The following is a 23,242-nucleotide window of genomic DNA, read 5'->3' on the forward strand; positions in this document are numbered from 1 at the left end:
CCGGCGCGGAACCGGCCCCGTGCGACACGAAACCGGCGTCGAACCGGCACGGCGCGACACCAGCCCGGCGCGGAACCGGCCCCGTGCGACACGAAACCGGCGTCGAACCGGCACGGCGCGACACCATCCCGGCGCCGAACCGGCCTGGCGCGACACCGATCCGCCGCGACACCGACCGGGTACGACGAAGGCCCGGACCGGGTCTCCCCGGTCCGGGCCTCGCGTCGGTGGTGCTCAGGCCTTGTCGGCGCTGTCCTCGGCCGGAGCCTCGGTCGCCTCGGCGGCCGGGGCCTCCGTGGTCTCCTCGACGACGGCCTGGTCGGCAGCCGGCTCCTCGGCGGCGGGCGCCGCGGCGTCCTTCGTCGAGGCCTTCTTCGGGGCGGACTTCGCGGCCGTCTTCTCGGCCTCGCGCACGACAGCCTGCTTCGGCGAGAGCGGCTCGAGGACGAGCTCGATCACGGCCATCGGCGCGTTGTCGCCCTTGCGGGGGCCGATCTTGGTGATGCGCGTGTAGCCACCCTGACGCTCGGCCACGGCCGGGGCGATCTCGGTGAACAGCGTGTGCACGACCGACTTGTCCTTGACGACCGTCAGCACGCGACGGCGGGCCGCGAGGTCACCGCGCTTGGCGAACGTGACGAGCCGCTCGGCGAGAGGACGCAGGCGCTTGGCCTTCGTCTCCGTCGTCGTGATGCGCTTGTGCTCGAACAGCGCCGTGGCCAGGTTGGCCAGGATGAGCCGCTCGTGCGCCGGGCCGCCACCGAGACGAGGACCCTTGGTGGGCGTAGGCATGGTCTTTACTCCTTGAGGTCAGTGAAGGGCTGTGCGCGGGCCGGACGGGCCGCACGCCTCCCGGGGGGCGTCAGTACTGCTCGTCCTCGGTGAAGTCGCCCTCGTCGCCGTCGTAGTAGCCGGCGGCGGCGGTCGGGTCGAAGTCGAGCGGGCTGTCCTTGAGGGACAGGCCGAGCTCGGCCAGCTTCTCCTTGACCTCGGTGATGGACTTCGCGCCGAAGTTGCGGATGTCCAGGAGGTCGGCCTCGCTGCGCGCCACGAGCTCACCCACGGAGTGGATGCCCTCACGCTTGAGGCAGTTGTACGACCGGATCGTGAGCTGCAGGTCCTCGATCGGGAGCGCGAGGTCGGCGGCGAGCGCGGCGTCCGTCGGCGACGGGCCGATCTCGATGCCCTCGGCCTCGACGTTCAGCTCGCGGGCGAGACCGAACAGCTCGACCAGCGTCTTGCCCGCGGAGGCGAGGGCGTCGCGCGGCGTGATCGCGGCCTTCGTCTCGACGTCGACGATGAGCTTGTCGAAGTCCGTGCGCTGCTCGACACGCGTCGCCTCGACCTTGTACGTCACCTTGAGGACCGGCGAGTAGATCGAGTCGACCGGCACGCGGCCGATCTCGGCGTCGTACGACTTGTTCTGGTTCGCCGAGACGTACCCGCGACCGCGCTCGACCGTGAGCTCGATCTCGAGCTTGCCCTTCTCGTTGAGCGTCGCGAGGTGCAGGTCCGGGTTGTGGACCTCGACCCCGGCCGGCGGCACGATGTCGGCGGCCGTGACGACGCCGGCGCCCTGCTTGCGCAGGTACATCACGACGGGCTCGTCGTTCTCCGAGGAGACGACGAGGTTCTTGATGTTGAGGATGATCTCGGTGACGTCCTCCTTGACCCCGGGCACGGTCGTGAACTCGTGCAGCACGCCGTCGATCCGGATGGACGTGACGGCAGCACCGGGGATCGAGGAGAGCAGGGTGCGGCGGAGCGAGTTGCCGAGCGTGTAGCCGAAGCCCGGCTCGAGCGGCTCGATGGAGAACCGCGACCGGTTCTCCGAGATGACCTCTTCGGTCAGGGTGGGGCGCTGTGCGATGAGCACTTCTGGTTTCCTCTCAGCGCGCGTCCGCCATATGACGCTGCGCAGCTACTGCTGGCCGACCCGGTCTCGGTCCACCCGGTCGGTGAGTCGTGCACGGCTGAGCCGGGTCGCTGCGGGCACTCCCGCGGCGACCCGGCCCACCGGTGGATCAGACGCGGCGACGCTTCGGGGGACGGCACCCGTTGTGCGCCTGGGGCGTCACGTCCTGGATCGAGCCGACCTCGAGGCCGGTGGCCTGCAGCGAGCGGATCGCGGTCTCACGGCCGGAGCCGGGACCCTTGACGAAGACGTCGACCTTCTTCATGCCGTGCTCCTGCGCACGACGCGCGGCGGCCTCGGCAGCGAGCTGCGCGGCGAACGGCGTCGACTTGCGCGAGCCCTTGAAGCCGACCTGGCCGGACGAGGCCCAGGCGATGACGGCGCCCGACGGGTCGGTGATCGAGACGATGGTGTTGTTGAACGTGCTCTTGATGTGCGCCTGGCCGTGGGAGACGTTCTTCTTCTCCTTGCGGCGCGGCTTGCGCACGGCGGTACGGGACTTGGGAGGCATGTGGGTTCTCTTCCGGGTCTGCGGGGGTCGTGAGGTCGGGTGTCCGACGCGCGGGCCGCGGCGCTGTGCGCGCCGCCTGCCCGTCGCGGGCTACTTCCGGCCGGCCTTCTTCTTGCCGGCGACGGTGCGCTTCGGACCCTTGCGGGTGCGCGCGTTGGTCTTGGTGCGCTGACCGCGCACCGGAAGGCCACGACGGTGGCGGAGGCCCTCGTAGGACCCGATCTCGACCTTGCGGCGGATGTCCGCAGCGACCTCACGGCGAAGGTCACCCTCGAGCTTGTAGTTGCCCTCGAGGTAGTCGCGCAGCGCGACGAGCTCGGTGTCACCGAGGTCCTTCACGCGGACGTCCGGGGAGATGCCGGTCGCGGCCAGCGTCTGCTGGGCGCGGGTCCGGCCGACGCCAAAGATGTAGGTGAGCGCGATCTCGAGCCGCTTCTCGCGGGGGAGGTCGACGCCGACAAGACGTGCCATGTGCCTGGTGGCTCCTGTACTGCATCGGAGGTCTTCCGCACGGCCCTCCCGCGTTCTGCGGGCCCCGGCCTCCGACCGAGGGTTCGCCGGCGCGGTCCCGCGGACCCGGAGGTCCGTGGTGCTGCGCCGGAGTGGCTGTGCGCTTGCTGGCCCTTCCCGGGAGAACCGGGGGCGGGGGCCGGTGGTGCTGCTCGGGCCTGCCGAGCGTCAGGGCGTCAGCCCTGGCGCTGCTTGTGACGCAGGTTCTCGCAGATCACCTGGACGCGACCGTGCCGGCGGATGACCTTGCACTTGTCGCAGATCTTCTTGACGCTGGGCTTGACCTTCATTGCGTGTTCCTCCGCCGCCGTGGCGCCCGGTTGCCCGGACCGACGGCGTGATCGAGTGGCGGTTACTTGTAGCGGTAGACGATCCGGCCGCGGGACAGGTCGTACGGGCTCAGCTCAACGACCACGCGGTCCTCGGGGAGGATCCGGATGTAGTGCTGACGCATCTTCCCCGAGATGTGGGCGAGCACCTTGTGGCCGTTGGCCAGCTCCACGCGAAACATCGCGTTCGGCAGGGCCTCGACAACGCTGCCCTCGATCTCGATGACACCGTCCTTCTTTGCCATATCCTCCGCTAACTCTCTGATGGATGAGACGCACCACGTCGGCCCGCGCCCTCTGCGCCGCCCGAGCCGTGGCCCGGACAGCGAGAACCGCTCACACGCTCCGTGGTCGGGAGTGCACCGACGCGCCGGGTCCCCGAACACTGGACCCACGAGCCGGCGGACCGTTCCGTGGGGGTCGAGGACTCCCACGGAGGCGAAACCGCCGCTCTGCATGCCGGTCGAACGCCCGAAGGGGCGCACACACCCAACGGACAATCCTACGGCATCGGCGCTGCAGAAGAAACCACGGCCGGGCGGCTCCGGCGCGGTCCCCGCGTGACCTTCGGCACGGCCGCACGACGAACGGGCGGCCCGGGGAGACCCCGGACCGCCCGTCGCTCGACGTGCGGGTCAGCCCTGCTGGCGGGCCCGGCGCTGGCGTGCGACGACCAGGCCGGCACCACCGGCGACGAGCACGCCCGCGATCGCGAGCATCGGACCGACGGACGAGCCCGTCGCGGCCAGGACGCGGCCGCTCGGCGGCGTCGCGGCGAGGACCTCGGAGGTCGACGTCGGGCTCGGGGTCGGCGCTGCGGACAGCACCTGGCTCGCGCCCGGGACCGTCGGCGACGCGGACGGGCTCGAGGTCGGGGTCGCAGTCGGCACCGGTGCGACCGACGCGTCATCGGACGGGGTCGGCGTCGGGGTCGGGGTCGACGTCGGGTCCTCCGTCGGCTGGGGCGCCGGCGTGGTGACCGGCGGCACGACCGGCGGGGCGGAAGGGACGGGGGTCGGCGTCACGACGGGGGTCGCGCTCGGGCTCGGCGCGACGTCCTCGCACTCGGGGACCGCACCGATCTCGTCCTCGAGGTTCCAGTGCGCGGCCTCGTAGAGCTTGCCGGGCTGGTAGCCGCCCTTGTTCTTGTCCCACCACCCGATGTAGCTGTCGGGGTACCACGGCTGCTTGTCCGGGTCCGTGAACACGGCCGTCGTCCCGAACGCCTTGTCCTGCTGGATGCCCCACCCGGGGCCGCAGACGGGCACGGGGACCGCGGCCTGGATCTCCTCGAGCGTCAGGTCCCGGCGGTACTCCTTGCCCTCCCACGCCGCGACGAGGAACTGCTCGGTCGAGTTCTCCCAGGCGGCGTCGTTCGCCGGGTCGATCTTCTTGTAGACGTAGGCGGCCACCGAGTGCGGCTTGCCGTACGGACGGGTCGCGGACGCCGGCGCGGCGGCCGCGAACGTCGAGGCGGCGATCACCCCGGAGACCAGCGTCAGGGCCAGCGCCCGTCGCCTCGGGGCAGCACCGCGGTCGTGGGCGGAGGGACGCAGGCCGTGCAGCATGGGCAAACCAATCGGTCCGGGGGCAGGCGGCAGGGACGCGACTACCCGAGGGAGGATCGCACCGTCGACGTCCGCCACCGCGCGAGGACTCAGGGGCCGCAGCGATGGGGTCTCGGGACGGTCGATCCCGTACATAGGGGACGGTAGTCGACGAACCGGACACCTGTCCGGCTTTTGCACCGATTCTCGCGAGATCCGGCCCCGGATGGCCCAGCGGCTCGTGCACGGTCACGCGCGGGTCCGCACGCGCTCGGTGGCGACCAGCCCCGCACCGGGTCGACCGACCGGGCGCCGGGCGCCGGGCGCGACGGTTGCCCCGGGAGCGCGAGAAGCGACGGGAGGCCGGGAGCGCAGGAGTCCGGGGATCCGCCGCGTCGCGTCGGCGTCCTGGCTCAGTCGAGCGCGACGACCTCGACGCCGAGCGCGCCCAGCGGACCCGCTCCCCCGTCGCGTGCGGTCAGCACGACGATGCCGTCCTCCAGCACCGCGACCGAGTGCTCCCAATGCGCCGCACGCGAGCCGTCGACGGTCACCGCGGTCCAGTCGTCCTCGAGCGTGCGGGTGGCCTGGTCACCGCGCGTCACCATGGGCTCGATCGCGACGCACAGGCCCGGGCGCACGCGTGCACCCCGGTCCCGGCTGCGGTAGTTCAGCACCTCGGGCGGCTGGTGCATGGCGGAGCCGATCCCGTGGCCGACGAACTCCTGCACGACGCCGTAGACCGGCCCGCCGTCCGCGGCCGCGGCCTCGACGACGTCCTCGACGGCCTCGCCCACCGCAGCCAGGCGGGTGGCCGACGCGAGCGAGGCGATGCCGGCCCACATCGCGCGCTCCGTGACCGCGCTCAGCTCCTCGTCCGCCGGGTCCGCGCCCGGGAGCACCACCGTGATCGCCGAGTCGCCGTGCCAGCCGTCGACGATCGCGCCGCAGTCGATCGAGACCACGTCACCGGCACCGAGCACGCGCGGCCCCGGGATGCCGTGCACGACCTCGTCGTTCACGGAGACGCACAGCGTCGCCGGGTAGCCCTCGTAGCCGAGGAACGACGGTGTCGCACCCGCGCGCCGGATGACGTCCGCGGCGATCGCGTCGAGGTCGGCGGTCGTCATGCCCGCGCGGACCTGCGCCCGCACCGCGTCGAGAGCGTCCGCGACGACCAGTCCGGCGCGCCGCATGACCTGCACCTGCTCGCGCGTCTTGTACTCGATCCGCTCGCGGCCGAACACCGGGCTCTCCCCTGCCGGCCCGGCGTCAGCCGAGCGCGGGGGCGAGCGCGTCCGTCAGACGCGCCGTGATCTCGTCGATCTCGCCGATCCCGTCGACGCGGACCAGCAGCCCGCGCTCGCCGTACGCGGTCGTGAGCGGCGCCGTCTGCTCGGCGTAGATGTCGAGGCGGCGGGCGATGGCCTCCTCGGTGTCGTCCTCACGACCCTCGACCTGCGCGCGGTTGCGCAGCCTGGCCAGGAGCTCGTCCCGCTCGGCGGTCAGCTCGACGACCGCGTCCAGCCGGGTGCCGAGCGCGGCGAGGATCTCGTCGAGCTCGGTCACCTGGGCAGCGTTGCGGGGGTACCCGTCGAGGATGAAGCCCTCGGCGGCGTCCGGCTGCGCGAGCCGGTCACGCACCATGTCGTTGGTCACGGAGTCGGGCACGAGCTCGCCTTTGGCGGTGTACTCCTGCGCGAGGCGCCCGAGGTCGGTGCCGCCCTTGATGTTCGCGCGGAAGATGTCCCCGGTGGAGATCGCCGGGACGCCGAGACGGTCGGCGAGCCGTGCCGCCTGCGTCCCCTTGCCCGCACCCTGCGGTCCCATGATCACGAGCCGTGCTGTCAACGCAGGAACCCTTCGTAGTGCCGCTGCTGGAGCTGGGACTCGATCTGCTTGACCGTCTCGAGGCCGACGCCGACGACGATGAGGATCGAGGCTCCACCGAACGGGATGTTGGTCCCGACGCCGAGCACGATGAACGCGATCGTCGGGATGAGCGCGACCAGCGCGAGGTACACCGACCCCGGCGCGGTGATGCGCGTGATGACGTAGTCGAGGTACTCGGCCGTCGGGCGCCCGGCCCGGATGCCGGGGATGAACCCGCCGTACTTCTTCATGTTGTCCGCGACCTCGTCCGGGTTGAACGTGATCGCCGTGTAGAAGTAGCAGAAGAAGATGATCAGGACGACGTAGATCGCGAGGTGCAGCGGCGCGCCCGGGTCGGCGAGGTTGTTGCTCACCCACACGACCCACTCCTGCGTCGCGTCGCCGAACTGGGCGATGAGGCCCGGGACGGCGAGCAGCGACGACGCGAAGATGACCGGGATGATGCCCGCGATGTTGATCTTGATCGGGATGTAGGTGCTGGACCCGCCGTACATGCGCCGGCCGACCATGCGCTTGGCGTACTGCACCGGGATCCGACGCTGCGACTGCTCGACGAACACGACCAGAGCGATGACCAGGACGACGATCGCCAGCACGATCAGGAACTTGCCGAAGCCGCCGTCGCCGCCCGCGATCGACCACATGGCCGAGGGGAACGTCGCCGCGATCGACGTGAAGATGAGCAGCGACATGCCGTTGCCGATGCCGCGCTCGGAGATGAGCTCGCCGAGCCACATGATCAGGCCGGTGCCGGCCGTCATGGTCAGGACCATGAGGATGATCGTGATCGGCGTGTCGTCCGGGATGACGTCGACCGTGCAGTTCGGGAACAGCTGCCCCGTGCGCGCGATCGTGATGACCGTCGTCGACTGCAGGATCGCGAGGCCGATCGTCAGGTACCGCGTGTACTGCGTGAGCTTCGCGGTGCCCGACTGGCCCTCCTGGTGCAGCGCCTCGAAGCGCGGGATGACCACGCGCAGCAGCTGCACGATGATGCTCGCCGTGATGTACGGCATGATCCCGAGCGCGAACACCGACAGCTGGAGCAGTGCGCCGCCGCTGAACAGGTTGACCAGACCGAGCAGGTCGTTGTCCTGCGTCTGCGCGATGCAGGCGTTCACGTTGGTGTAGGAGACCCCCGGGGTGGGCAGGAACGAGCCCACCCGGAACAGCACCATGATGCCGATCGTGAAGAGCAGCTTGCGCCGCAGGTCGGGCGTCCTGAACGCCCGCACGAATGCGCTGAGCACCTGTCCTCCTGCTCCGCCGTGGCGGTGTGTCGTACGGCCGGGCCGATCCGGTCGTCTCCGATGGGCTCCCTGGCACCGCTACCACCGTGTGGCGCGACGCTGAGCAACCCCGGGCACCTTAACGGACATCCGCCAAGATGCGAGAACGGGGCCGGCAGGAGCAGTGCCCTGCCGACCCCGTCCTGCGATCAGTCCTGCGCGACGCTCCCGCCGGCAGCCAGGATCTTGTCCTTGGCCGACGACGAGTAGGCGTCCACGGCGACCGACAGCTTCACCGTCAGCTCGCCCGTGCCGAGCACCTTCACCGGGGCGCCCTTGCGGACGGCCCCCTTGGCGACGAGGTCCTCGACCGTGACGTCGCCACCGCTCGGGTACAGCGCCGAGAGCTTGTCCAGGTTCACGACCTGGTACTCGACGCGGAACGGGTTCCGGAAGCCGCGGAGCTTGGGCAGCCGCATGTGCAGCGGCATCTGCCCGCCCTCGAAGCGGTCCGGCACCTGGTAGCGAGCCTTCGTGCCCTTGGTACCACGACCGGCCGTCTTGCCCTTGGACGCCTCACCACGACCCACGCGGGTCTTGGCGGTCTTGGCACCCGGCGCCGGACGCAGGTGGTGCACGCGCAGCGTGCCGCCCGCGCCCTGCTCCTCGGCGACAGCCTTCGTCGCAGCCGGCTTCGCCGCAGCCTTGGTGGTCGCGACCTTGGGCGCCTTCGCGGCGGACTCCGTGGTCGCGGCCGTCTCGGCCGGAGCCTTCTTGGCCGCCGCCTTCTTGGCCGGGGCCTTCTTCGCCGGGGTGGTCACCTCGGCGTCGTCCGTGGCCTTCTTGTCGTCAGCCATCACTCGACCTCCTCGACAGCGACGAGGTGCGTCACCGTGGAGACCATGCCGCGGATCTCAGGACGGTCCTCCTTGACGACGACGTCGCCGATCCGCTTGAGGCCCAGGGTGCGCAGCGTGTCGCGCTGGTTCTGCCGTCCGCCGATGGCGGACTTGGTCTGGGTCACCTTGAGACGGGCCATCACGCACCCACCTTCGCAGCGATGCCCGCCGCCTGCGCCCGCAGCAGCGGGGCCGGGGCGACGTGCTCGAGCGGCAGGCCACGGCGAGCCGCCACGGCCTCGGGCTGCTCGAGGCCACGGAGGGCCGCGACCGTCGCGTGCACGATGTTGATCGCGTTCGACGAGCCGAGCGACTTGCTCAGGACGTCGTGGATGCCGGCGCACTCGAGCACGGCGCGCACCGGACCACCGGCGATCACACCGGTACCCGGCGACGCCGGACGCAGGAAGACGACACCGGCCGCGGCCTCACCCTGGATGGGGTGCGGGATCGTGCCCTGGATGCGCGGGACCTTGAAGAAGTTCTTCTTGGCCTCCTCGACACCCTTCGCGATCGCGGCGGGCACCTCCTTGGCCTTCCCGTAGCCGACGCCGACCGTGCCGTCACCGTCGCCCACCACGACCAGCGCGGTGAAGCTGAACCGGCGACCACCCTTGACGACCTTGGCCACACGGTTGATCGTCACGACGCGCTCGACGAAGGCGCTCTTCTCTGCGGCGTCGCCACGACGCCCGCCGCCGTCACGACGACCGCCGTCACGACGGTCGCCGCCGCCGGCGCCACCCTGGGGCGCGCCGCCGGTGTTGCTGCGCTGAGGAGCAGCCATCAGTGAGTCCTCTTCTTCGATGCGGAGTCGGTGGTCGTCGTCACAGGGCCAGACCGCCTTCGCGGGCCCCGTCGGCGACTGCTGCCACACGACCGTGGTACTTGTTGCCGCCGCGGTCGAAGACCACCGCGTCGATGCCGGCGGCCTTCGCGCGCTCGGCGACGAGCTCGCCGACCTTGCGCGCCTTGGCGGTCTTGTCGTCGCCCAGTGCGCGCAGGTCCGACTCGAGGGTCGACGCCGACGCGAGGGTGCGACCGACGCTGTCGTCGACGACCTGCGCCGTGATGTGCCGGGCGGACCGGGTCACGACGAGACGCGGACGGGCGGTCGAACCACTGATCTTCTTGCGGAGCCGCAGGTGACGGCGCGTACGCGCGATCGCCTTGCCCTTGCCCCTGATCCCGATGGCCATGGCTTACTTACCAGCCTTTCCGACCTTGCGGCGGACGTTCTCGCCGGCGTAGCGCACGCCCTTGCCCTTGTACGGCTCGGGCTTGCGGATCTTGCGGATGTTCGCGGCGACCTCGCCGACCTGCTGCTTGTCGATGCCGACGACCGAGAACTTCGTCGGGGACTCCACCGTGAAGGTGATGCCCTCCGGCGGTGCGACGGCGACCGGGTGGCTGAAGCCGAGTGCGAACTCGAGCCCGCCGTCCTTGGCCGCGACGCGGTAACCGGTGCCCACGATCTCGAGCTTCTTCTCGTAGCCGGTGGTCACACCGGTCACGAGGTTGGCGAGCAGCGTGCGGGTCAGGCCGTGCAGCGAGCGCGAGTTCCGCTCGTCGTTGGGACGCGTGACCACGAGCGCACCCGCGTCGTCACGTGCGACCTCGATGGGGGACGCGATCGTGTGCGCCAGGGTGCCCTTGGGGCCCTTGACCGTCACGACTGCGCCGTCGATGGTGACCTCGACGCCGGAGGGGACCGGGACGGGGACTCTGCCGATACGAGACATGGCTAGCTCCTTTCCGTCTCGGACTTACCAGACGTAGGCGAGGACTTCCCCACCCACGCCCTTCTTGGCGGCCTGCTTGTCGGTGAGGAGACCGGAGGACGTGGACAGGATCGCCACGCCGAGGCCGCCGAGCACCTTGGGCAGGTTGGTCGACTTGGCGTACACGCGCAGGCCCGGCTTGGACACGCGCTTGATGCCGGCGAGCGAGCGCTCGCGGTTCGGGCCGTACTTGAGCTCGATCACGAGGTACTTGCCCACGGGCGCGTCCTCGACCTTCCAGCCGGCGATGTAGCCCTCGGCCTGAAGGATCTCCGCGATGTGCGACTTCAGCTTCGAGAACGGCATCGAGACCGAGTCGTGGTGCGCGGAGTTCGCGTTGCGCAGACGCGTCAGGAAGTCTGCGATCGGGTCGGTCATCGTCATGGGGCGTCAGCCCTTCCTCGCCGGGGTATCTGCACGGTGGTGCGGCTAACGCCGCACCACCGGGGCACAGACCTTCGGCGTAGTGGTTTTACCAGGAGCTCTTGGTGAGCCCGGGCAGCTCGCCGCGGTGCGCCATCTCACGGACGCAGATGCGGCAGAGGCCGAACTTGCGGTACACGCTGTGCGGACGTCCGCACCGCTGGCACCGGGTGTAGCCGCGCACCTTGAACTTCGGGGTCCCGGCGGCCTTGTTGACCAGGGCGGTCTTCGCCATGTCAGTCCTCCTTGAAGGGGAAGCCGAGGTGCTTCAGCAGCGAGCGGCCCTCGTCGTCGGTCGAGGCGGTCGTCACGATCGTGATGTCCATGCCGCGCACGCGGTCGATCTTGTCCTGGTCGATCTCGTGGAACATGGACTGCTCCGTGAGACCGAACGTGTAGTTGCCGTGCCCGTCGAACTGCTTCGGCGACAGCCCGCGGAAGTCGCGGATGCGCGGGAGAGCGGTCGAGAGCAGACGGTCGAGGAACTCCCACGCCCGGTCGCCCCGCAGCGTGACGTGCGCGCCGATGGGCATGCCCTCACGCAGCTTGAACTGGGCGATGGACTTGCGAGCCTTCGTGACCTGCGGCTTCTGACCCGTGATGAGGGTCAGGTCGCGGATCGCGCCCTCGATGAGCTTGGAGTCCTTGGCGGCGTCACCGACACCCATGTTCACGACGACCTTGACGATCCGCGCGACCTGGTTGACGTTGGCGTGGCTGAACTCCTCGCGCAGCGCCGGGACGATGTCCTCGGCGTAGCGCAGCTTGAGACGCGGCTTGAGCGGCGCGTCCGGCGTGGTGGTGTCGTCGATCGCGGTCATCAGATGTCCTTACCGGAGCGCTTGGCGACGCGGACCCGGACGTTACGGGTGCGGCCGTCGCGCTCGACCTGCTCGGTGCGGTAGCCGACCCGGGTGCCCTTCTTGGTCTCCGGGTCCACCAGCATCACGTTGCTGATGTGGATGGGGGCCTCGACGGTCTCGATGCCACCCGTGCGGGTGCCGCGCGCCGACTGGCCGGCCTTCGTGTGCTTGGTCACGCGCTGCACGCCCTCGACGACGACGCGCTGCGTCTCCGTCAGGACCTCGAGCACGCGGCCCTGCTGGCCCTTGTCGCGGCCCGAGATGACGACGACGAGGTCGCCCTTCTTGATCTTCGCCATGGTCAGAGCACCTCCGGAGCCAGCGAGATGATCTTCATGAACTTCTTGTCACGCAGCTCCCGGCCCACGGGGCCGAAGATGCGCGTGCCACGAGGCTCACCGTCGTTCTTGAGGATCACGGCCGCGTTCTCGTCGAACTTGATGTACGAGCCGTCGGGACGCCGACGCTCCTTGCGCGTGCGGACGATGACCGCCTTGACGACGTCGCCCTTCTTGACGTTGCCACCCGGGATCGCGTCCTTGACCGTCGCGACGATCACGTCACCGATGCCGGCGTAGCGACGCCCGGAGCCACCGAGGACGCGGATGCACAGAATCTCCTTGGCACCCGTGTTGTCGGCGACCCGAAGTCGGGACTCCTGCTGAATCATCTACTGAACTCCTGTCGTCTGCCGGTTCTCGCGGAGCGAGCCTGGCCGAACGTGTCGTTGCCGTCGTGCACACGTCGCTCCGGCCGAGGTGTCTCGGCCGGAGCCCGTGGGCAACCTTGAGTACTGCTGGACTACTTGGCCTTCTCGAGGATCTCCACCAGGCGGAAGCGCTTGGTGGCGGAGAGCGGACGCGTCTCCATGATCAGGACGAGGTCGCCGACACCGGCGGTGCCGGCCTCGTCGTGCGCCTTGACCTTGCTCGTGCGCCGGATGACCTTGCCGTAGAGCGGGTGCTTGACCCGGTCCTCGACCTCCACCACGACGGTCTTCTCCATCTTGTCGCTCACCACGTACCCGCGGCGGACCTTGCGGTCCGCACGGGCGGCAGCGGCGACGGTGGTCTCCTCGGCAGCCGAGGAGGCCGTTGCCTTGTCGTCAGTCTTCGCGCTCATCGTGACCTCACTCGCTCGCGCTCGGGGCGGTACGGATTCCGAGCTCGCGCTCGCGCAGGATCGTGTAGATCCGGGCGATGTCGCGGCGCACGGCCTTGAGCCGCCCGTGGCTCTCGAGCTGGCCCGTCGCCGACTGGAAGCGGAGGTTGAACAGCTCCTCCTTGGCCTTCTTCAGCTCGGCGACCAGGCGCTCGTCGTCGAAGGCGTCCAGCTCGCTGGGAGCCAGGTCCTTGGTTCCGATAGCCATCAGTTACCACCCTCGCGAACCACGAAACGGGTCTTCATCGGGAGCTTGTGCTGCGCGCGGCGCATGGCCTCGCGAGCCAGCGGCTCCGGGACGCCGGCGAGCTCGAAGAGAACTCGACCCGGCTTGACGTTGGCGATCCACCACTCGGGCGAGCCCTTGCCGGAACCCATGCGGGTCTCGGCGGGCTTCTTCGTGAGCGGACGGTCCGGGTAGATGTTGATCCAGACCTTGCCGCCACGCTTGATGTGGCGGGTCATCGCGATACGAGCAGCCTCGATCTGCCGGTTCGTGACGTAGGCGGGCTCGAGAGCCTGGATGCCGTACTCACCGAACGAGATCGACGTGCCACCGGTCGCGGCGCCGGAGCGCCCCGGGTGGTGCTGCTTGCGGTGCTTCAGCCTGCGCGGGATCAGCACGGCTCAGGCCTCCGTTCCGGACTCAGGAGCAGGAGCGGCCGACTCGGTCGCTGCTGCCGGGGCCTCGGCCGCGGCCTCGGCCGGAGCCTCGGTGCGGTCGTTGCGACGCGGCGCGCCGCCACGGGCCGGGCGCTCGCCGCCACGGTCCTGACGCGGACCGCGGGCCGGCCGCGGAGCCTGGGTCGCCTGCTCGCGGGCGAACTCCTTCTCCGTCATGTCGCCCTTGTAGACCCAGACCTTGACGCCGATGCGCCCGAAGGTCGTGCGGGCCTCGAAGAAGCCGTAGTCGATGTTCGCGCGCAGCGTGTGCAGCGGCACACGACCCTCGCGGTAGAACTCCGTACGGCTCATCTCCGCGCCACCGAGGCGGCCGGAGACCTGCACCCGGATGCCCTTGGCACCCGCGCGCTGGGCGCTCTGGATGCCCTTGCGCATGGCACGGCGGAACGAGACACGGCTCGCGAGCTGCTCGGCGATGCCCTGGGCGACCAGCTGGGCCTCGATCTCGGCGTTCTTGACCTCGAGGATGTTCAGCTGGACCTGCTTGCCCGTGAGCTTCTCGAGCTCGCCGCGGATGCGGTCGGCCTCCGCGCCACGACGCCCGATGACGATGCCCGGGCGGGCGGTGTGGATGTCGACGCGGACGCGGTCACGCGTGCGCTCGATCTCGACCTTGGCGATGCCCGCGCGCTCCAGACCCGTGCTCATGAGCTTGCGGATCTGCACGTCCTCGCGGACGTAGTCGCGGTAGCGCTGCCCCGGCTTGGTGGAGTCGGCGAACCAGCGCGAACGGTGGTCTGTCGTGATGCCCAGGCGATACCCGAGCGGGTTGACCTTCTGTCCCACTATCGGGTCCTTCCCTTCGTGCTCTCGCGCTCCGCGACCACGACCGTGATGTGGCTCGTGCGCTTGAGGATCTGGCTGGCACGGCCCTGCGCCCGGGGGCGGAACCGCTTGAGGGTCGGACCCTCGTCGACGTACACCTCGGAGATGTAGAGGTCCTGCTCGTCCAGACGCTCGTTCGCGCGCTTCGCACCCTCACGGGCGTTCGCGATCGCGCTCTCGACCACCTTGAGGACGGTCTCCCCCGCGGCCTGCGGTGCGAACTTCAGCACCGCCACGGCCTCGCCGGCCTGCTTGCCACGGATGAGGTCCACGACGCGCCGGGCCTTCTGGGGCGTGACGCGGACGAACCGCGCCTTCGCCTTGGCTTCCATTGCTGTCCTGCCTTCTGTCTCTGCCGTCAAGGACGTCACCTGTCTGACCCGGGGGTCAGCGGCGACGGCCCTTCCGGTCGTCCTTCTCGTGGCCGCGGAACGTACGCGTGGGGGCGAACTCGCCGAGCTTGTGCCCGACCATCGACTCCGTGACGAACACCGGCGTGTGCTTGCGGCCGTCGTGCACCGCGAACGTGTGGCCGAGGAAGTCCGGCGTGATCATCGAACGACGGGACCAGGTCTTGATGACGGCCTTGGTCCCCTTCTCGTTCTGGACGTCGACCTTCTTCTGCAGGTGGCCGTCGACGAACGGGCCCTTCTTCAGGCTGCGTGGCATCTCAGGCTCCTATCAGCGCTTCTTGCCGGTGCGCCGGCGGCGCACGATGAGCTTGTCGCTCGGCTTGTTCGGACGGCGGGTACGACCCTCGGCCTGGCCCCAGGGGCTGACCGGGTGACGACCACCAGAGGTCTTGCCCTCACCACCACCGTGCGGGTGGTCGATCGGGTTCATCGCGACACCACGGACGGAGGGGCGCTTGCCCTTCCAGCGCATGCGGCCGGCCTTGCCCCAGTTGATGTTCGACTGCTCGGCGTTGCCCACCTCGCCGACCGTGGCGCGGCAGCGCAGGTCGACGTTGCGGATCTCGCCGGAGGGCATGCGGAGCTGCGCGTACGGACCGTCCTTGGCGACGAGCTGCACGGACGCACCAGCCGAGCGGGCGATCTTCGCGCCGCCACCGGGCTTGAGCTCGATGGCGTGGATGACCGTACCGGTCGGGATGTTGCGCAGCGGCAGGTTGTTGCCGGGCTTGATGTCCGCCGTGGCGCCGTTCTCGACGACGTCACCCTGCGACAGCTTGTTCGGCGCGATGATGTAGCGCTTCTCGCCGTCCGCGTAGTGCAGGAGCGCGATGCGCGCGGTGCGGTTGGGGTCGTACTCGATGTGCGCGACCTTGGCCGGGACGCCGTCCTTGTCGTGGCGACGGAAGTCGATGACGCGGTACGCACGCTTGTGACCGCCACCCTGGTGGCGCATGGTCACGCGACCGGTCGAGTTGCGACCACCGGTCTTGTGCAGCGGGCGAACCAGCGACTTCTCCGGCGTGGAGCGCGTGATCTCGACGAAGTCGGCGACGCTGGAGCCACGGCGGCCCGGCGTCGTCGGCTTGTACTTGCGGATTCCCATGGGGATCTGTCCTCAATCTGCTCTCAGGACGGCGTCAGCCGACCGGTCCGCCGAAGATGTCGATGGTGCCCTCGCGGAGGGTCACGATCGCGCGCTTGGTGTCCTTGCGGCGACCGATCCCGAACTTCGTCCGGCGCGCCTTGCCCTTGCGGTTGATCGTGTTCACCGAGGCGACCTTGACCGAGAAGATCTGCTCGATCGCGATCTTGATCTCGGTCTTGTTCGCGCGCGGGTCCACGATGAACGTGTACTTGCCCTCGTCGAGCAGCCCGTAGCTCTTCTCCGAGACGACCGGAGCGAGCAGGATGTCGCGGGGGTCCTTGGCGACGGCGGTCACTTCGTCTCCTCCTCAGCAGCCTCGGACTCCGTGGCCACCGCAGTTGCGCCCCGACCCTTGGCCGGGCCGGCGAGGAACGCGTCGAGCGCGCCCTGCGTGAAGACGACGTCGTCCGAGATCAGCACGTCGTAGGTGTTGAGCTGGTCCGCGACCAGCAGGTGCACCCGCTCGACGTTGCGCAGCGACTTCCAGGTGATCTCGTCCTGGCGCTCGACCACGACGAGGACGTTCTTGCGGCCCGAGAGGTTCGCGAGAACCTGCAGGGCGGACTTGGTCGACGGCGCGGCGCCCGGCGCGAAGCCGGAGACGACGTGCACGCGACCGGCGCGGGCGCGGTCCGAGAGAGCACCGCGGAGCGCCGCGGCCTTCATCTTCTTCGGGGTCCGCTGGGAGTAGTCACGCGGCTGCGGGCCGTGGACGACGCCACCACCGGCGAACTGCGGGGCGCGGGTCGAACCCTGACGGGCGCGGCCGGTGCCCTTCTGCTTGTAGGGCTTCTTGCCGCCACCACGGACCTCGCCACGAGTCTTCGTGGCGTGCGTGCCCTGGCGCGCCGCAGCGAGCTGTGCGACGACGACCTGGTGGATCAGCGGGACGTTCGTCTGGACGTCGAAGACCTCGGCGGGCAGGTCGGCGGTGCCGGCCTTCTTGCCGTCGGCGTTCAGGACGTCCACGGTGAGGGTCTCAGACATGAGCTCATGCCCCCTTCGCGGCGGAGCGCACGACGACGACGCCACCCTTGGGGCCGGGAACGGCGCCCTTGACGAGCACCAGGCCCCTCTCGGCGTCGATCGCGTGCACGGTGAGGTTCTGGGTCGTCTGACGGTCGACGCCCATGCGGCCGGCCATGCGCATGCCCTTGAAGACGCGCGACGGCGTCGAGGCGCCACCGATCGAGCCGGGCTTGCGGTGGTTGCGGTGCGAGCCGTGGGAGGCCGAGACGCCGTGGAAGCCGTGACGCTTCATGACGCCTGCGGTGCCCTTGCCCTTGGTGGTGCCGATGACGTCGACCTTCGTGCCGGCCTCGAAGGCCGCCGCGGTGATCTCCTGGCCGAGCGTGTACTCGGCGGCGTCCGGCGTGCGGATCTCGGCCACGTGCCGGCGGGGGGTGACCCCGGCCTTCTCGAAGTGGCCCTTCAGCGGCTGGCTCACCTTGCGCGGGTCGATCTGGCCGTAGGCCAGCTGGACCGCGGCGTAGCCGTCCGTGTCAGCGGAGCGGACCTGGGTCACGACGTTGGTGCCGACCTGCAGCACGGTGACGGGGACGAGACGCCCGTTGGCGTCCCAGACCTGCGTCATGCCGAGCTTGGTGCCGAGCAGCGCCGTGACGGGGCGCGCGTTCTGCTGGGTAGTCATAGAGATCAGTTCCTTCCCAGCGTCAGAGCTTGATCTCGATGTTCACGTCCGCGGGCAGGTCGAGACGCATGAGCGAGTCGACCGCCTTCGGCGTGGGATCGATGATGTCGATGAGCCGCTTGTGCGTGCGCATCTCGAAGTGCTCGCGGCTGTCCTTGTACTTGTGAGGCGACCGGATGACGCAGAAGACGTTCTTCTCCGTCGGCAGCGGCACCGGACCCACGACCGTCGCACCAGCGCGCGTCACCGTGTCGACGATCTTGCGCGCCGAGCTGTCGATGACCTCGTGGTCGTAGGACTTGAGCCGGATGCGGATCTTCTGTCCCGCCATGGCGTCGTCTACTTCTCTCTCTCGAACCGCTTCTGTCCGACCCCCGCACTCGGGCGTGTCGCTCTGCACGACATACCTTTGCGCTGCGCACCGGCCACTCAGGACCCGTGCGAGGTCGTTGGTTGCTGACTGAGCCCCGCCACCGGGTGACCCCGGGGCCTGCAGGACTCTCAACGTGTCTGCGCCCGGGCGGGTCATGCGCACCCACGGCTGGACCTCCGACGGGGCTGAACCCCGCGCAGATCCGCACACTCTCGTGTGCACAGTGGCGCGCACCCTCACCGGGCAACCTCGCTAGTGTGCCAGATCCCCCGCAGGAACTCCAATCCCTGCCGGGAGTGACCCTGCACACCCGAGGACCCACTCCCCCGGCGGACCCGCCGGGGCATGCGAAGGGCCCGGGTGCGAGCACCCGGGCCCCTCGTCAGATCACTTGATGATCTTGATGACGCGACCCGAACCGACGGTCCGGCCACCCTCACGGATGGCGAAGCCGAGGCCCTCCTCCATCGCGATCGGCTGGATCAGCTGGACCGAGATCTCGGTGTTGTCGCCGGGCATGACCATCTCGGTGCCCTCGGGCAGCGTGATGACGCCGGTGACGTCCGTCGTGCGGAAGTAGAACTGGGGGCGGTAGTTCCCGTAGAACGGGTTGTGACGGCCACCCTCGTCCTTCGCCAGGATGTAGACCTGGCCCTCGAACTCGGTGTGCGGCGTGATCGAGCCGGGCTTGACGACGACCTGGCCGCGCTCGACCTCCTCGCGCTTCGTGCCGCGGAGGAGCAGACCGACGTTCTCGCCGGCCTCGGCGTAGTCGAGCAGCTTGCGGAACATCTCGACGCCGGTGACCGTGGTCTTGATCGCCTTCTCCTTGATGCCGACGATCTCCACCTCCTCGTTCACCTTGAGCTTGCCGCGCTCCACGCGACCGGTGACGACGGTGCCACGACCGGTGATCGTGAAGACGTCCTCGATGGGCATGAGGAACGGCTTGTCGATGTCGCGGACCGGGTCCGGGACGTTCTCGTCGACGGCGTCGAGCAGGTCCTCGACGGACTTGACCCACTGCGGGTCGCCCTCGAGGGCCTTGAGGCCCGAGACGCGCACGACGGGGACGTCGTCGCCGGCGAAGCCCTGCGCGCTGAGCAGCTCGCGGACCTCGACCTCGACGAGCTCGAGGATCTCCTCGTCGTCGACCATGTCGGTCTTGTTGAGCGCGACGAGCAGGTACGGGACGCCGACCTGACGGGCGAGCAGGACGTGCTCACGCGTCTGGGCCATCGGGCCGTCGGTCGCCGCGACCACGAGGATCGCGCCGTCCATCTGCGCCGCACCCGTGATCATGTTCTTGATGTAGTCGGCGTGACCAGGAGCGTCGACGTGCGCGTAGTGGCGCTTCTCCGTCTGGTACTCGACGTGCGCGATGTTGATCGTGATACCGCGCTGCTTCTCCTCCGGCGCCTTGTCGATCTCGTCGAACGGCGTGAAGGGGTTGAGGTCGGGGTACTTGTCGTGCAGCACCTTCGAGATCGCGGCCGTCAGCGTGGTCTTGCCGTGGTCGACGTGACCGATCGTGCCGATGTTGACGTGCGGCTTGGTGCGCTCGAACTTCGCCTTGCCCACTGTGGGTCCTCCTCAGGACTCTGGTAGAGATTTCCGGATCGCTCCCGGCCATGCTGGCACGGCCGGGAGCGTTCGGTCCTACGGGTCGGGTGGTTGGTACTTCAGGTGTCGACCTGTGGGACCTACTCGCCCCGGGTCTTCTTGATGATCTCCTCGGCAACGTTACGAGGAACCTCGGCGTAGCTGTCGAACTGCATCGAGTACACGGCACGACCCTGGGTCTTGGACCGCAGGTCGCCGACGTAGCCGAACATCTCGGAGAGCGGGACCTGGGCCCGGATCACCTTGACGCCGGTCGCGTCCTCCATGGACTGGATCATGCCTCGGCGGGAGTTGATGTCGCCGATGACCTCACCCATGTAGTCCTCGGGCGTACGCACCTCGACGGCCATGACCGGCTCCAGCAGGACCGGGTCGGCCTTGCGGACGGCTTCCTTGAGGATCATCGAGCCCGCGATCTTGAACGCCATCTCCGAGGAGTCGACGTCGTGCGCAGCGCCGTCGAGCAGGATGGCCTTGACGCCGACGAGCGGGAAGCCCGCCAGGACGCCGAGCTCCATCGCGCTCTGGATGCCGGCGTCGACCGACGGGATGTACTCCCGCGGGATGCGACCACCGGTGACCTTGTTCTCGAACTCGTACAGCTCGCCCTCGGCAGGGTCCAGAGGCTCGAAGGACATCTGCACCTTGGCGTACTGGCCCGACCCACCGGTCTGCTTCTTGTGGACGTAGTCCATCTTCTCGACCGAGCGACGGATCGTCTCGCGGTACGCGACCTGCGGCTTGCCGACGTTCGCCTCGACCTTGAACTCGCGACGCATGCGGTCGACGAGGATGTCGAGGTGGAGCTCGCCCATGCCGCCGATGACGGTCTGGCCGGTCTCGTCGTCGTGGCGGACCCGGAACGTCGGGTCCTCCTCCGCGAGCTTCTGGATCGCGACGCCCAGCTTCTCCTGGTCGCCCTTCGTCTTCGGCTCGATCGCCACGTCGATGACGGGCTCGGGGAAGGTCATCGACTCGAGGACCACCGGAGCGCTCGTGTCGCACAGGGTGTCACCGGTCGTGACGTCCTTGAGGCCGATGAACGCGTAGATGTGGCCGGCCGTGGCCTCCTCGACGGGGTTCTCCTTGTTGGAGTGCATCTGGAAGAGCTTCCCGATGCGCTCCTTCTTCCCCTTGGTCGCGTTGAGCACCTGGGCGCCCTGCGAGACCTTGCCCGAGTACACGCGGACGTACGTCAGCTTCCCGAAGAACGGGTGCGAGGCGACCTTGAACGCGAGGGCCGAGAACGGCTCCGTGGCGTCGGGGTGGCGCTCGACGACGATCTCCTCGTCGCGCACGTCGTGACCCTGCACGGCAGGCACGTCGAGCGGCGTCGGGAGGTAGTCGATGACGGCGTCGAGCATGGGCTGGACGCCCTTGTTCTTGAACGCCGAGCCGCAGAGGACCGGGTAGGCCTCGCTCGCCACGGTGAGCTTGCGGATGCCCGCCTTGATCTCCGCGACCGTGAGCTCCTCGCCGCCGAGGTACTTCTCGAGCAGTGTCTCGTCGGCCTCGGCGACGGCCTCGATGAGCTCGGCGCGGTACTGCTCCGCCTTCTCCACGAGGTCGGCCGGGATCTCCTCGGTCGAGTAGGCCTCGCCGAGCGCGGTCTCGCCGCGCCACACGAGGGCCTTCTGCTCGACCAGGTCGACGACGCCGATGAAGTCGTTCTCGGAGCCGATCGGCAGCTGGATGACGAGCGGCTTGGCCTTCAGGCGGTCGACGATCGTCTTCACCGTGAAGTAGAAGTCGGCGCCGAGCTTGTCCATCTTGTTGACGAAGCAGATGCGGGGGACCTCGTACTTGTCCGCCTGCCGCCACACCGTCTCGGACTGGGGCTCGACCCCCTCCTTGCCGTCGAACACCGCGACCGCACCGTCGAGGACGCGCAGCGAGCGCTCGACCTCGACCGTGAAGTCCACGTGGCCCGGGGTGTCGATGATGTTGATCTGGTTGTTCTTCCAGTAGCAGGTCGTCGCGGCCGACGTGATCGTGATCCCGCGCTCCTGCTCCTGCTCCATCCAGTCCATCGTCGACGCGCCGTCGTGCGTCTCACCGATCTTGTAGTTGACCCCGGTGTAGAACAGGATCCGCTCGGTGGTCGTCGTCTTGCCGGCATCGATGTGCGCCATGATGCCGATGTTGCGGACCTTGTTCAGGTCCGTCAGCACGTCCAGTGCCACGTGTTCAGCCCCTTGTCGGTTGGCTCGGGTTCGCGGAAGCCGGGATTACCAGCGGTAGTGCGCGAACGCCTTGTTGGACTCGGCCATCTTGTGCATGTCCTCGCGACGCTTGACCGCGGCACCGAGGCCGTTGCTGGCGTCGAGGATCTCGTTCATGAGGCGCTCGGTCATCGTCTTCTCGCGGCGAGCGCGCGAGTAGTCGGTGAGCCAGCGCAGGGCCAGCGTCGTGGAGCGCACGGGGCGGACCTCGACGGGGACCTGGTAGGTCGCGCCACCGACGCGGCGCGAGCGGACCTCGAGCGCGGGGCGGACGTTCTCGAGCGCACGCTTGAGCACGACGACCGGGTCGCCCTGCGTCTTCTCGCGGACACCCTCGAGCGCGCCGTAGACGATCGACTCGGCGACGGACTTCTTGCCGTCGAGCAGCACCTTGTTGATGAGCTGCGTGACGACCGGCGACCCGTAGACGGGGTCGATGATGAGCGGCCGCTTCGGGGCCGGACCCTTACGAGGCATTGTCAGCCCACCTTCTTCGCGCCGTAGCGGCTGCGCGCCTGCTTGCGGTTCTTCACGCCCTGCGTGTCGAGGGCGCCACGGACGATCTTGTAGCGGACACCGGGCAGGTCCTTCACACGACCGCCGCGGACGAGCACGATCGAGTGCTCCTGCAGGTTGTGGCCGACACCGGGGATGTACGCGGTGACCTCGATCTGGCTCGAGAGCTTGACGCGCGCGACCTTGCGGAGAGCCGAGTTCGGCTTCTTCGGGGTGGTCGTGTAGACGCGGGTGCACACACCGCGGCGCTGCGGGCTGCCCTTGAGCGCGGGGGTCTTCGACTTGTTGGTCTTCGCCTGTCGGCCCTTGCGGACCAGCTGCTGGATCGTAGGCACTACGTCTCCGAGTCTGTTGGTGGAACTCTGGTCGACCGGGTCCTTGCCCGGTCCGGATGGACCGCCGGCCCGCGACGCGAACCGTGCTGCGCACGGCTCCCGCCTCGTCCCGCCGGCCCGAAGGCCTTTCCTCCTGCACCGACGAACACCGACCCCCGCACCCGGGCGTGTCGCCCTGTCCGCCCGCGGCGGTCCTCGTCGAAGCTGTCATCGACGGGGGTTCGCACGCGGAGAAGAGGTCTCCACCCGGTGCACCCGTCCACGTCCGGGGATCGAACCCCGGGGACGTCGGGCGGTGTGCACGCACGAGGGCCCGACGGCGCGGGCACGGTGTCCTACGTTACCGGCGAGTGCCGAGGACGTCAAAGGCGCCGTGCACGGCCCGAGGGGCC

Annotated in this window: 35 protein-coding genes; all 35 read right to left on the reverse strand. The window is 69.2% G+C overall.

All coding sequences use genetic code 11. The features are described 5' to 3' along the window. Window positions 1-234 precede the first annotated feature (234 nt). The 35 genes from rplQ to rpsL all read right to left on the reverse strand — a co-directional run bounded on the left by rplQ (window position 235) and on the right by rpsL (window position 22,850). The gene (rplQ, locus tag AB6N24_RS00880) at window positions 235-792 is read right to left on the reverse strand and encodes a 50S ribosomal protein L17 (RefSeq protein WP_412867576.1); all 558 of its coding nucleotides are present in this window, start codon (window positions 790-792) and stop codon (window positions 235-237) included. 70 nt (window positions 793-862) lie between these two features. Next, window positions 863-1,876 (reverse strand): DNA-directed RNA polymerase subunit alpha, encoded by a 1,014-nt coding sequence (locus AB6N24_RS00885; protein WP_034625816.1) that lies wholly within the window; start codon window positions 1,874-1,876, stop codon window positions 863-865. Window positions 1,877-2,024: 148 nt separating this feature from the next. Further along, a complete protein-coding gene (rpsK, locus tag AB6N24_RS00890) occupies window positions 2,025-2,426 on the reverse strand; it encodes a 30S ribosomal protein S11 (protein ID WP_034625818.1) in 402 nt (133 codons plus the stop codon). Window positions 2,427-2,516: 90 nt separating this feature from the next. Continuing rightward, the gene (rpsM, locus tag AB6N24_RS00895) at window positions 2,517-2,897 is read right to left on the reverse strand and encodes a 30S ribosomal protein S13 (RefSeq protein ID WP_034625821.1); all 381 of its coding nucleotides are present in this window, start codon (window positions 2,895-2,897) and stop codon (window positions 2,517-2,519) included. A 215-nt stretch (window positions 2,898-3,112) separates the two neighbouring features. Then, a complete protein-coding gene (gene rpmJ, locus AB6N24_RS00900; RefSeq protein WP_013117849.1) occupies window positions 3,113-3,226 on the reverse strand; it encodes a 50S ribosomal protein L36 in 114 nt (37 codons plus the stop codon). A 62-nt stretch (window positions 3,227-3,288) separates the two neighbouring features. Next, the gene (gene infA / locus AB6N24_RS00905) at window positions 3,289-3,510 is read right to left on the reverse strand and encodes a translation initiation factor IF-1 (protein WP_012867920.1); all 222 of its coding nucleotides are present in this window, start codon (window positions 3,508-3,510) and stop codon (window positions 3,289-3,291) included. Between the two features lie 390 nt (window positions 3,511-3,900). After that, the gene (locus AB6N24_RS00910) at window positions 3,901-4,833 is read right to left on the reverse strand and encodes an LPXTG cell wall anchor domain-containing protein (RefSeq protein ID WP_412867577.1); all 933 of its coding nucleotides are present in this window, start codon (window positions 4,831-4,833) and stop codon (window positions 3,901-3,903) included. Between the two features lie 392 nt (window positions 4,834-5,225). Then, window positions 5,226-6,059, reverse strand: coding sequence for a type I methionyl aminopeptidase (map, locus tag AB6N24_RS00915; RefSeq protein ID WP_412867578.1), 834 nt, complete (start codon window positions 6,057-6,059; stop codon window positions 5,226-5,228). Between the two features lie 25 nt (window positions 6,060-6,084). Continuing rightward, on the reverse strand, window positions 6,085-6,663 hold the full coding sequence (locus tag AB6N24_RS00920; protein WP_412867579.1) for an adenylate kinase: 579 nt from the start codon (window positions 6,661-6,663) through the stop codon (window positions 6,085-6,087). Continuing rightward, window positions 6,660-7,955: a preprotein translocase subunit SecY gene (secY, locus tag AB6N24_RS00925; protein ID WP_412867580.1), complete on the reverse strand. Its 1,296-nt coding sequence runs from the start codon at window positions 7,953-7,955 to the stop codon at window positions 6,660-6,662. Before secY ends, AB6N24_RS00920 begins: the two co-directional genes overlap by 4 nt. 188 nt (window positions 7,956-8,143) lie before the next feature. Continuing rightward, complete coding sequence (gene rplO, locus AB6N24_RS00930) at window positions 8,144-8,791, reverse strand: 50S ribosomal protein L15 (protein WP_412867581.1); 648 nt, start codon at window positions 8,789-8,791, stop codon at window positions 8,144-8,146. Next, on the reverse strand, window positions 8,791-8,973 hold the full coding sequence (gene rpmD, locus AB6N24_RS00935) for a 50S ribosomal protein L30 (protein WP_034625838.1): 183 nt from the start codon (window positions 8,971-8,973) through the stop codon (window positions 8,791-8,793). The genes rplO and rpmD overlap by 1 nt, the downstream gene beginning before the upstream one ends. Continuing rightward, window positions 8,973-9,620 (reverse strand): 30S ribosomal protein S5, encoded by a 648-nt coding sequence (rpsE, locus tag AB6N24_RS00940; protein WP_183295456.1) that lies wholly within the window; start codon window positions 9,618-9,620, stop codon window positions 8,973-8,975. The genes rpmD and rpsE overlap by 1 nt, the downstream gene beginning before the upstream one ends. Before the next feature lie 40 nt (window positions 9,621-9,660). Next, entirely contained in the window at window positions 9,661-10,032 is a 372-nt protein-coding gene (rplR, locus tag AB6N24_RS00945; protein ID WP_034625850.1) for a 50S ribosomal protein L18, read from the reverse strand. Window positions 10,033-10,035: 3 nt separating this feature from the next. After that, entirely contained in the window at window positions 10,036-10,575 is a 540-nt protein-coding gene (gene rplF, locus AB6N24_RS00950) for a 50S ribosomal protein L6 (RefSeq protein ID WP_412867582.1), read from the reverse strand. 24 nt (window positions 10,576-10,599) lie between these two features. Next, window positions 10,600-10,998 carry a 30S ribosomal protein S8 gene (gene rpsH, locus AB6N24_RS00955; RefSeq protein WP_034625859.1) on the reverse strand — a complete coding sequence of 133 codons (399 nt, stop codon included), beginning with the start codon at window positions 10,996-10,998 and terminating at the stop codon, window positions 10,600-10,602. Between the two features lie 88 nt (window positions 10,999-11,086). Continuing rightward, window positions 11,087-11,272 (reverse strand): type Z 30S ribosomal protein S14, encoded by a 186-nt coding sequence (locus AB6N24_RS00960; protein WP_034625862.1) that lies wholly within the window; start codon window positions 11,270-11,272, stop codon window positions 11,087-11,089. A 1-nt stretch (window position 11,273) separates the two neighbouring features. Continuing rightward, entirely contained in the window at window positions 11,274-11,858 is a 585-nt protein-coding gene (gene rplE / locus AB6N24_RS00965; RefSeq protein ID WP_412867583.1) for a 50S ribosomal protein L5, read from the reverse strand. Then, on the reverse strand, window positions 11,858-12,199 hold the full coding sequence (rplX, locus tag AB6N24_RS00970) for a 50S ribosomal protein L24 (protein WP_034625867.1): 342 nt from the start codon (window positions 12,197-12,199) through the stop codon (window positions 11,858-11,860). The genes rplE and rplX overlap by 1 nt, the downstream gene beginning before the upstream one ends. Window positions 12,200-12,201: 2 nt before the next feature. Next, complete coding sequence (gene rplN, locus AB6N24_RS00975; protein WP_034625870.1) at window positions 12,202-12,570, reverse strand: 50S ribosomal protein L14; 369 nt, start codon at window positions 12,568-12,570, stop codon at window positions 12,202-12,204. 131 nt (window positions 12,571-12,701) lie between these two features. Beyond that, window positions 12,702-13,022, reverse strand: coding sequence for a 30S ribosomal protein S17 (rpsQ, locus tag AB6N24_RS00980; protein ID WP_258726087.1), 321 nt, complete (start codon window positions 13,020-13,022; stop codon window positions 12,702-12,704). A 7-nt stretch (window positions 13,023-13,029) separates the two neighbouring features. Further along, window positions 13,030-13,269, reverse strand: a complete 240-nt coding sequence (gene rpmC / locus AB6N24_RS00985; RefSeq protein ID WP_034625876.1) for a 50S ribosomal protein L29 — start codon at window positions 13,267-13,269, stop codon at window positions 13,030-13,032. Next, window positions 13,269-13,685: a 50S ribosomal protein L16 gene (gene rplP / locus AB6N24_RS00990; protein ID WP_123370318.1), complete on the reverse strand. Its 417-nt coding sequence runs from the start codon at window positions 13,683-13,685 to the stop codon at window positions 13,269-13,271. The genes rpmC and rplP overlap by 1 nt, the downstream gene beginning before the upstream one ends. A gap of 3 nt (window positions 13,686-13,688) precedes the next feature. Continuing rightward, window positions 13,689-14,531, reverse strand: a complete 843-nt coding sequence (gene rpsC / locus AB6N24_RS00995; protein ID WP_034625881.1) for a 30S ribosomal protein S3 — start codon at window positions 14,529-14,531, stop codon at window positions 13,689-13,691. Then, window positions 14,531-14,902: a 50S ribosomal protein L22 gene (rplV, locus tag AB6N24_RS01000; RefSeq protein ID WP_034625884.1), complete on the reverse strand. Its 372-nt coding sequence runs from the start codon at window positions 14,900-14,902 to the stop codon at window positions 14,531-14,533. The genes rpsC and rplV overlap by 1 nt, the downstream gene beginning before the upstream one ends. Window positions 14,903-14,957: 55 nt before the next feature. Beyond that, window positions 14,958-15,239 (reverse strand): 30S ribosomal protein S19, encoded by a 282-nt coding sequence (gene rpsS / locus AB6N24_RS01005; RefSeq protein ID WP_034625887.1) that lies wholly within the window; start codon window positions 15,237-15,239, stop codon window positions 14,958-14,960. A 12-nt stretch (window positions 15,240-15,251) separates the two neighbouring features. After that, entirely contained in the window at window positions 15,252-16,088 is an 837-nt protein-coding gene (gene rplB / locus AB6N24_RS01010; RefSeq protein WP_412867584.1) for a 50S ribosomal protein L2, read from the reverse strand. A gap of 34 nt (window positions 16,089-16,122) precedes the next feature. Then, window positions 16,123-16,425 (reverse strand): 50S ribosomal protein L23, encoded by a 303-nt coding sequence (gene rplW / locus AB6N24_RS01015; protein ID WP_183295452.1) that lies wholly within the window; start codon window positions 16,423-16,425, stop codon window positions 16,123-16,125. Next, a complete protein-coding gene (gene rplD / locus AB6N24_RS01020; RefSeq protein ID WP_412867585.1) occupies window positions 16,422-17,117 on the reverse strand; it encodes a 50S ribosomal protein L4 in 696 nt (231 codons plus the stop codon). The genes rplW and rplD overlap by 4 nt, the downstream gene beginning before the upstream one ends. Window positions 17,118-17,121: 4 nt before the next feature. Then, on the reverse strand, window positions 17,122-17,781 hold the full coding sequence (gene rplC / locus AB6N24_RS01025; RefSeq protein WP_258726085.1) for a 50S ribosomal protein L3: 660 nt from the start codon (window positions 17,779-17,781) through the stop codon (window positions 17,122-17,124). 22 nt (window positions 17,782-17,803) lie between these two features. Next, window positions 17,804-18,112, reverse strand: coding sequence for a 30S ribosomal protein S10 (gene rpsJ, locus AB6N24_RS01030; protein ID WP_012867945.1), 309 nt, complete (start codon window positions 18,110-18,112; stop codon window positions 17,804-17,806). Window positions 18,113-18,541: 429 nt separating this feature from the next. Beyond that, the gene (gene tuf, locus AB6N24_RS01035) at window positions 18,542-19,735 is read right to left on the reverse strand and encodes an elongation factor Tu (RefSeq protein ID WP_412867586.1); all 1,194 of its coding nucleotides are present in this window, start codon (window positions 19,733-19,735) and stop codon (window positions 18,542-18,544) included. A 122-nt stretch (window positions 19,736-19,857) separates the two neighbouring features. Then, window positions 19,858-21,960: an elongation factor G gene (gene fusA, locus AB6N24_RS01040; protein ID WP_412867587.1), complete on the reverse strand. Its 2,103-nt coding sequence runs from the start codon at window positions 21,958-21,960 to the stop codon at window positions 19,858-19,860. Window positions 21,961-22,005: 45 nt separating this feature from the next. Then, window positions 22,006-22,476 (reverse strand): 30S ribosomal protein S7, encoded by a 471-nt coding sequence (gene rpsG / locus AB6N24_RS01045; RefSeq protein ID WP_412867588.1) that lies wholly within the window; start codon window positions 22,474-22,476, stop codon window positions 22,006-22,008. Between the two features lie 2 nt (window positions 22,477-22,478). Beyond that, on the reverse strand, window positions 22,479-22,850 hold the full coding sequence (gene rpsL, locus AB6N24_RS01050; RefSeq protein ID WP_412867589.1) for a 30S ribosomal protein S12: 372 nt from the start codon (window positions 22,848-22,850) through the stop codon (window positions 22,479-22,481). Window positions 22,851-23,242 lie beyond the last annotated feature (392 nt).

The organism is Cellulomonas jepli (genome assembly GCF_047229345.1).
Classification (GTDB): Bacteria; Actinomycetota; Actinomycetes; order Actinomycetales; family Cellulomonadaceae; genus Cellulomonas_A.

Excerpts from the sequence above, each read along its gene's own strand:
- rplQ (WP_412867576.1), bottom strand. The coding sequence starts at position 792 with ATGCCTACGCCCACCAAGGGTCCTCGTCTCGGTGGCGGCCCGGCGCAC.
- rpsK (WP_034625818.1), bottom strand. The coding sequence starts at position 2,426 with ATGCCTCCCAAGTCCCGTACCGCCGTGCGCAAGCCGCGCCGCAAGGAG.
- rpsM (WP_034625821.1), bottom strand. The coding sequence starts at position 2,897 with ATGGCACGTCTTGTCGGCGTCGACCTCCCCCGCGAGAAGCGGCTCGAG.
- rpmJ (WP_013117849.1), bottom strand. The coding sequence starts at position 3,226 with ATGAAGGTCAAGCCCAGCGTCAAGAAGATCTGCGACAAGTGCAAGGTC.
- infA (WP_012867920.1), bottom strand. The coding sequence starts at position 3,510 with ATGGCAAAGAAGGACGGTGTCATCGAGATCGAGGGCAGCGTTGTCGAG.
- AB6N24_RS00910 (WP_412867577.1), bottom strand. The coding sequence starts at position 4,833 with ATGCTGCACGGCCTGCGTCCCTCCGCCCACGACCGCGGTGCTGCCCCG.
- rplO (WP_412867581.1), bottom strand. The coding sequence starts at position 8,791 with ATGGCTGACGACAAGAAGGCCACGGACGACGCCGAGGTGACCACCCCG.
- rpmD (WP_034625838.1), bottom strand. The coding sequence starts at position 8,973 with ATGGCCCGTCTCAAGGTGACCCAGACCAAGTCCGCCATCGGCGGACGG.
- rpsE (WP_183295456.1), bottom strand. The coding sequence starts at position 9,620 with ATGGCTGCTCCTCAGCGCAGCAACACCGGCGGCGCGCCCCAGGGTGGC.
- rplR (WP_034625850.1), bottom strand. The coding sequence starts at position 10,032 with ATGGCCATCGGGATCAGGGGCAAGGGCAAGGCGATCGCGCGTACGCGC.
- rplF (WP_412867582.1), bottom strand. The coding sequence starts at position 10,575 with ATGTCTCGTATCGGCAGAGTCCCCGTCCCGGTCCCCTCCGGCGTCGAG.
- rpsH (WP_034625859.1), bottom strand. The coding sequence starts at position 10,998 with ATGACGATGACCGACCCGATCGCAGACTTCCTGACGCGTCTGCGCAAC.
- AB6N24_RS00960 (WP_034625862.1), bottom strand. The coding sequence starts at position 11,272 with ATGGCGAAGACCGCCCTGGTCAACAAGGCCGCCGGGACCCCGAAGTTC.
- rplE (WP_412867583.1), bottom strand. The coding sequence starts at position 11,858 with ATGACCGCGATCGACGACACCACCACGCCGGACGCGCCGCTCAAGCCG.
- rplX (WP_034625867.1), bottom strand. The coding sequence starts at position 12,199 with ATGGCGAAGATCAAGAAGGGCGACCTCGTCGTCGTCATCTCGGGCCGC.
- rplN (WP_034625870.1), bottom strand. The coding sequence starts at position 12,570 with ATGATTCAGCAGGAGTCCCGACTTCGGGTCGCCGACAACACGGGTGCC.
- rpsQ (WP_258726087.1), bottom strand. The coding sequence starts at position 13,022 with ATGAGCGCGAAGACTGACGACAAGGCAACGGCCTCCTCGGCTGCCGAG.
- rpmC (WP_034625876.1), bottom strand. The coding sequence starts at position 13,269 with ATGGCTATCGGAACCAAGGACCTGGCTCCCAGCGAGCTGGACGCCTTC.
- rplV (WP_034625884.1), bottom strand. The coding sequence starts at position 14,902 with ATGGAAGCCAAGGCGAAGGCGCGGTTCGTCCGCGTCACGCCCCAGAAG.
- rpsS (WP_034625887.1), bottom strand. The coding sequence starts at position 15,239 with ATGCCACGCAGCCTGAAGAAGGGCCCGTTCGTCGACGGCCACCTGCAG.
- rplB (WP_412867584.1), bottom strand. The coding sequence starts at position 16,088 with ATGGGAATCCGCAAGTACAAGCCGACGACGCCGGGCCGCCGTGGCTCC.
- rplD (WP_412867585.1), bottom strand. The coding sequence starts at position 17,117 with ATGTCTGAGACCCTCACCGTGGACGTCCTGAACGCCGACGGCAAGAAG.
- rplC (WP_258726085.1), bottom strand. The coding sequence starts at position 17,781 with ATGACTACCCAGCAGAACGCGCGCCCCGTCACGGCGCTGCTCGGCACC.
- rpsJ (WP_012867945.1), bottom strand. The coding sequence starts at position 18,112 with ATGGCGGGACAGAAGATCCGCATCCGGCTCAAGTCCTACGACCACGAG.
- rpsG (WP_412867588.1), bottom strand. The coding sequence starts at position 22,476 with ATGCCTCGTAAGGGTCCGGCCCCGAAGCGGCCGCTCATCATCGACCCC.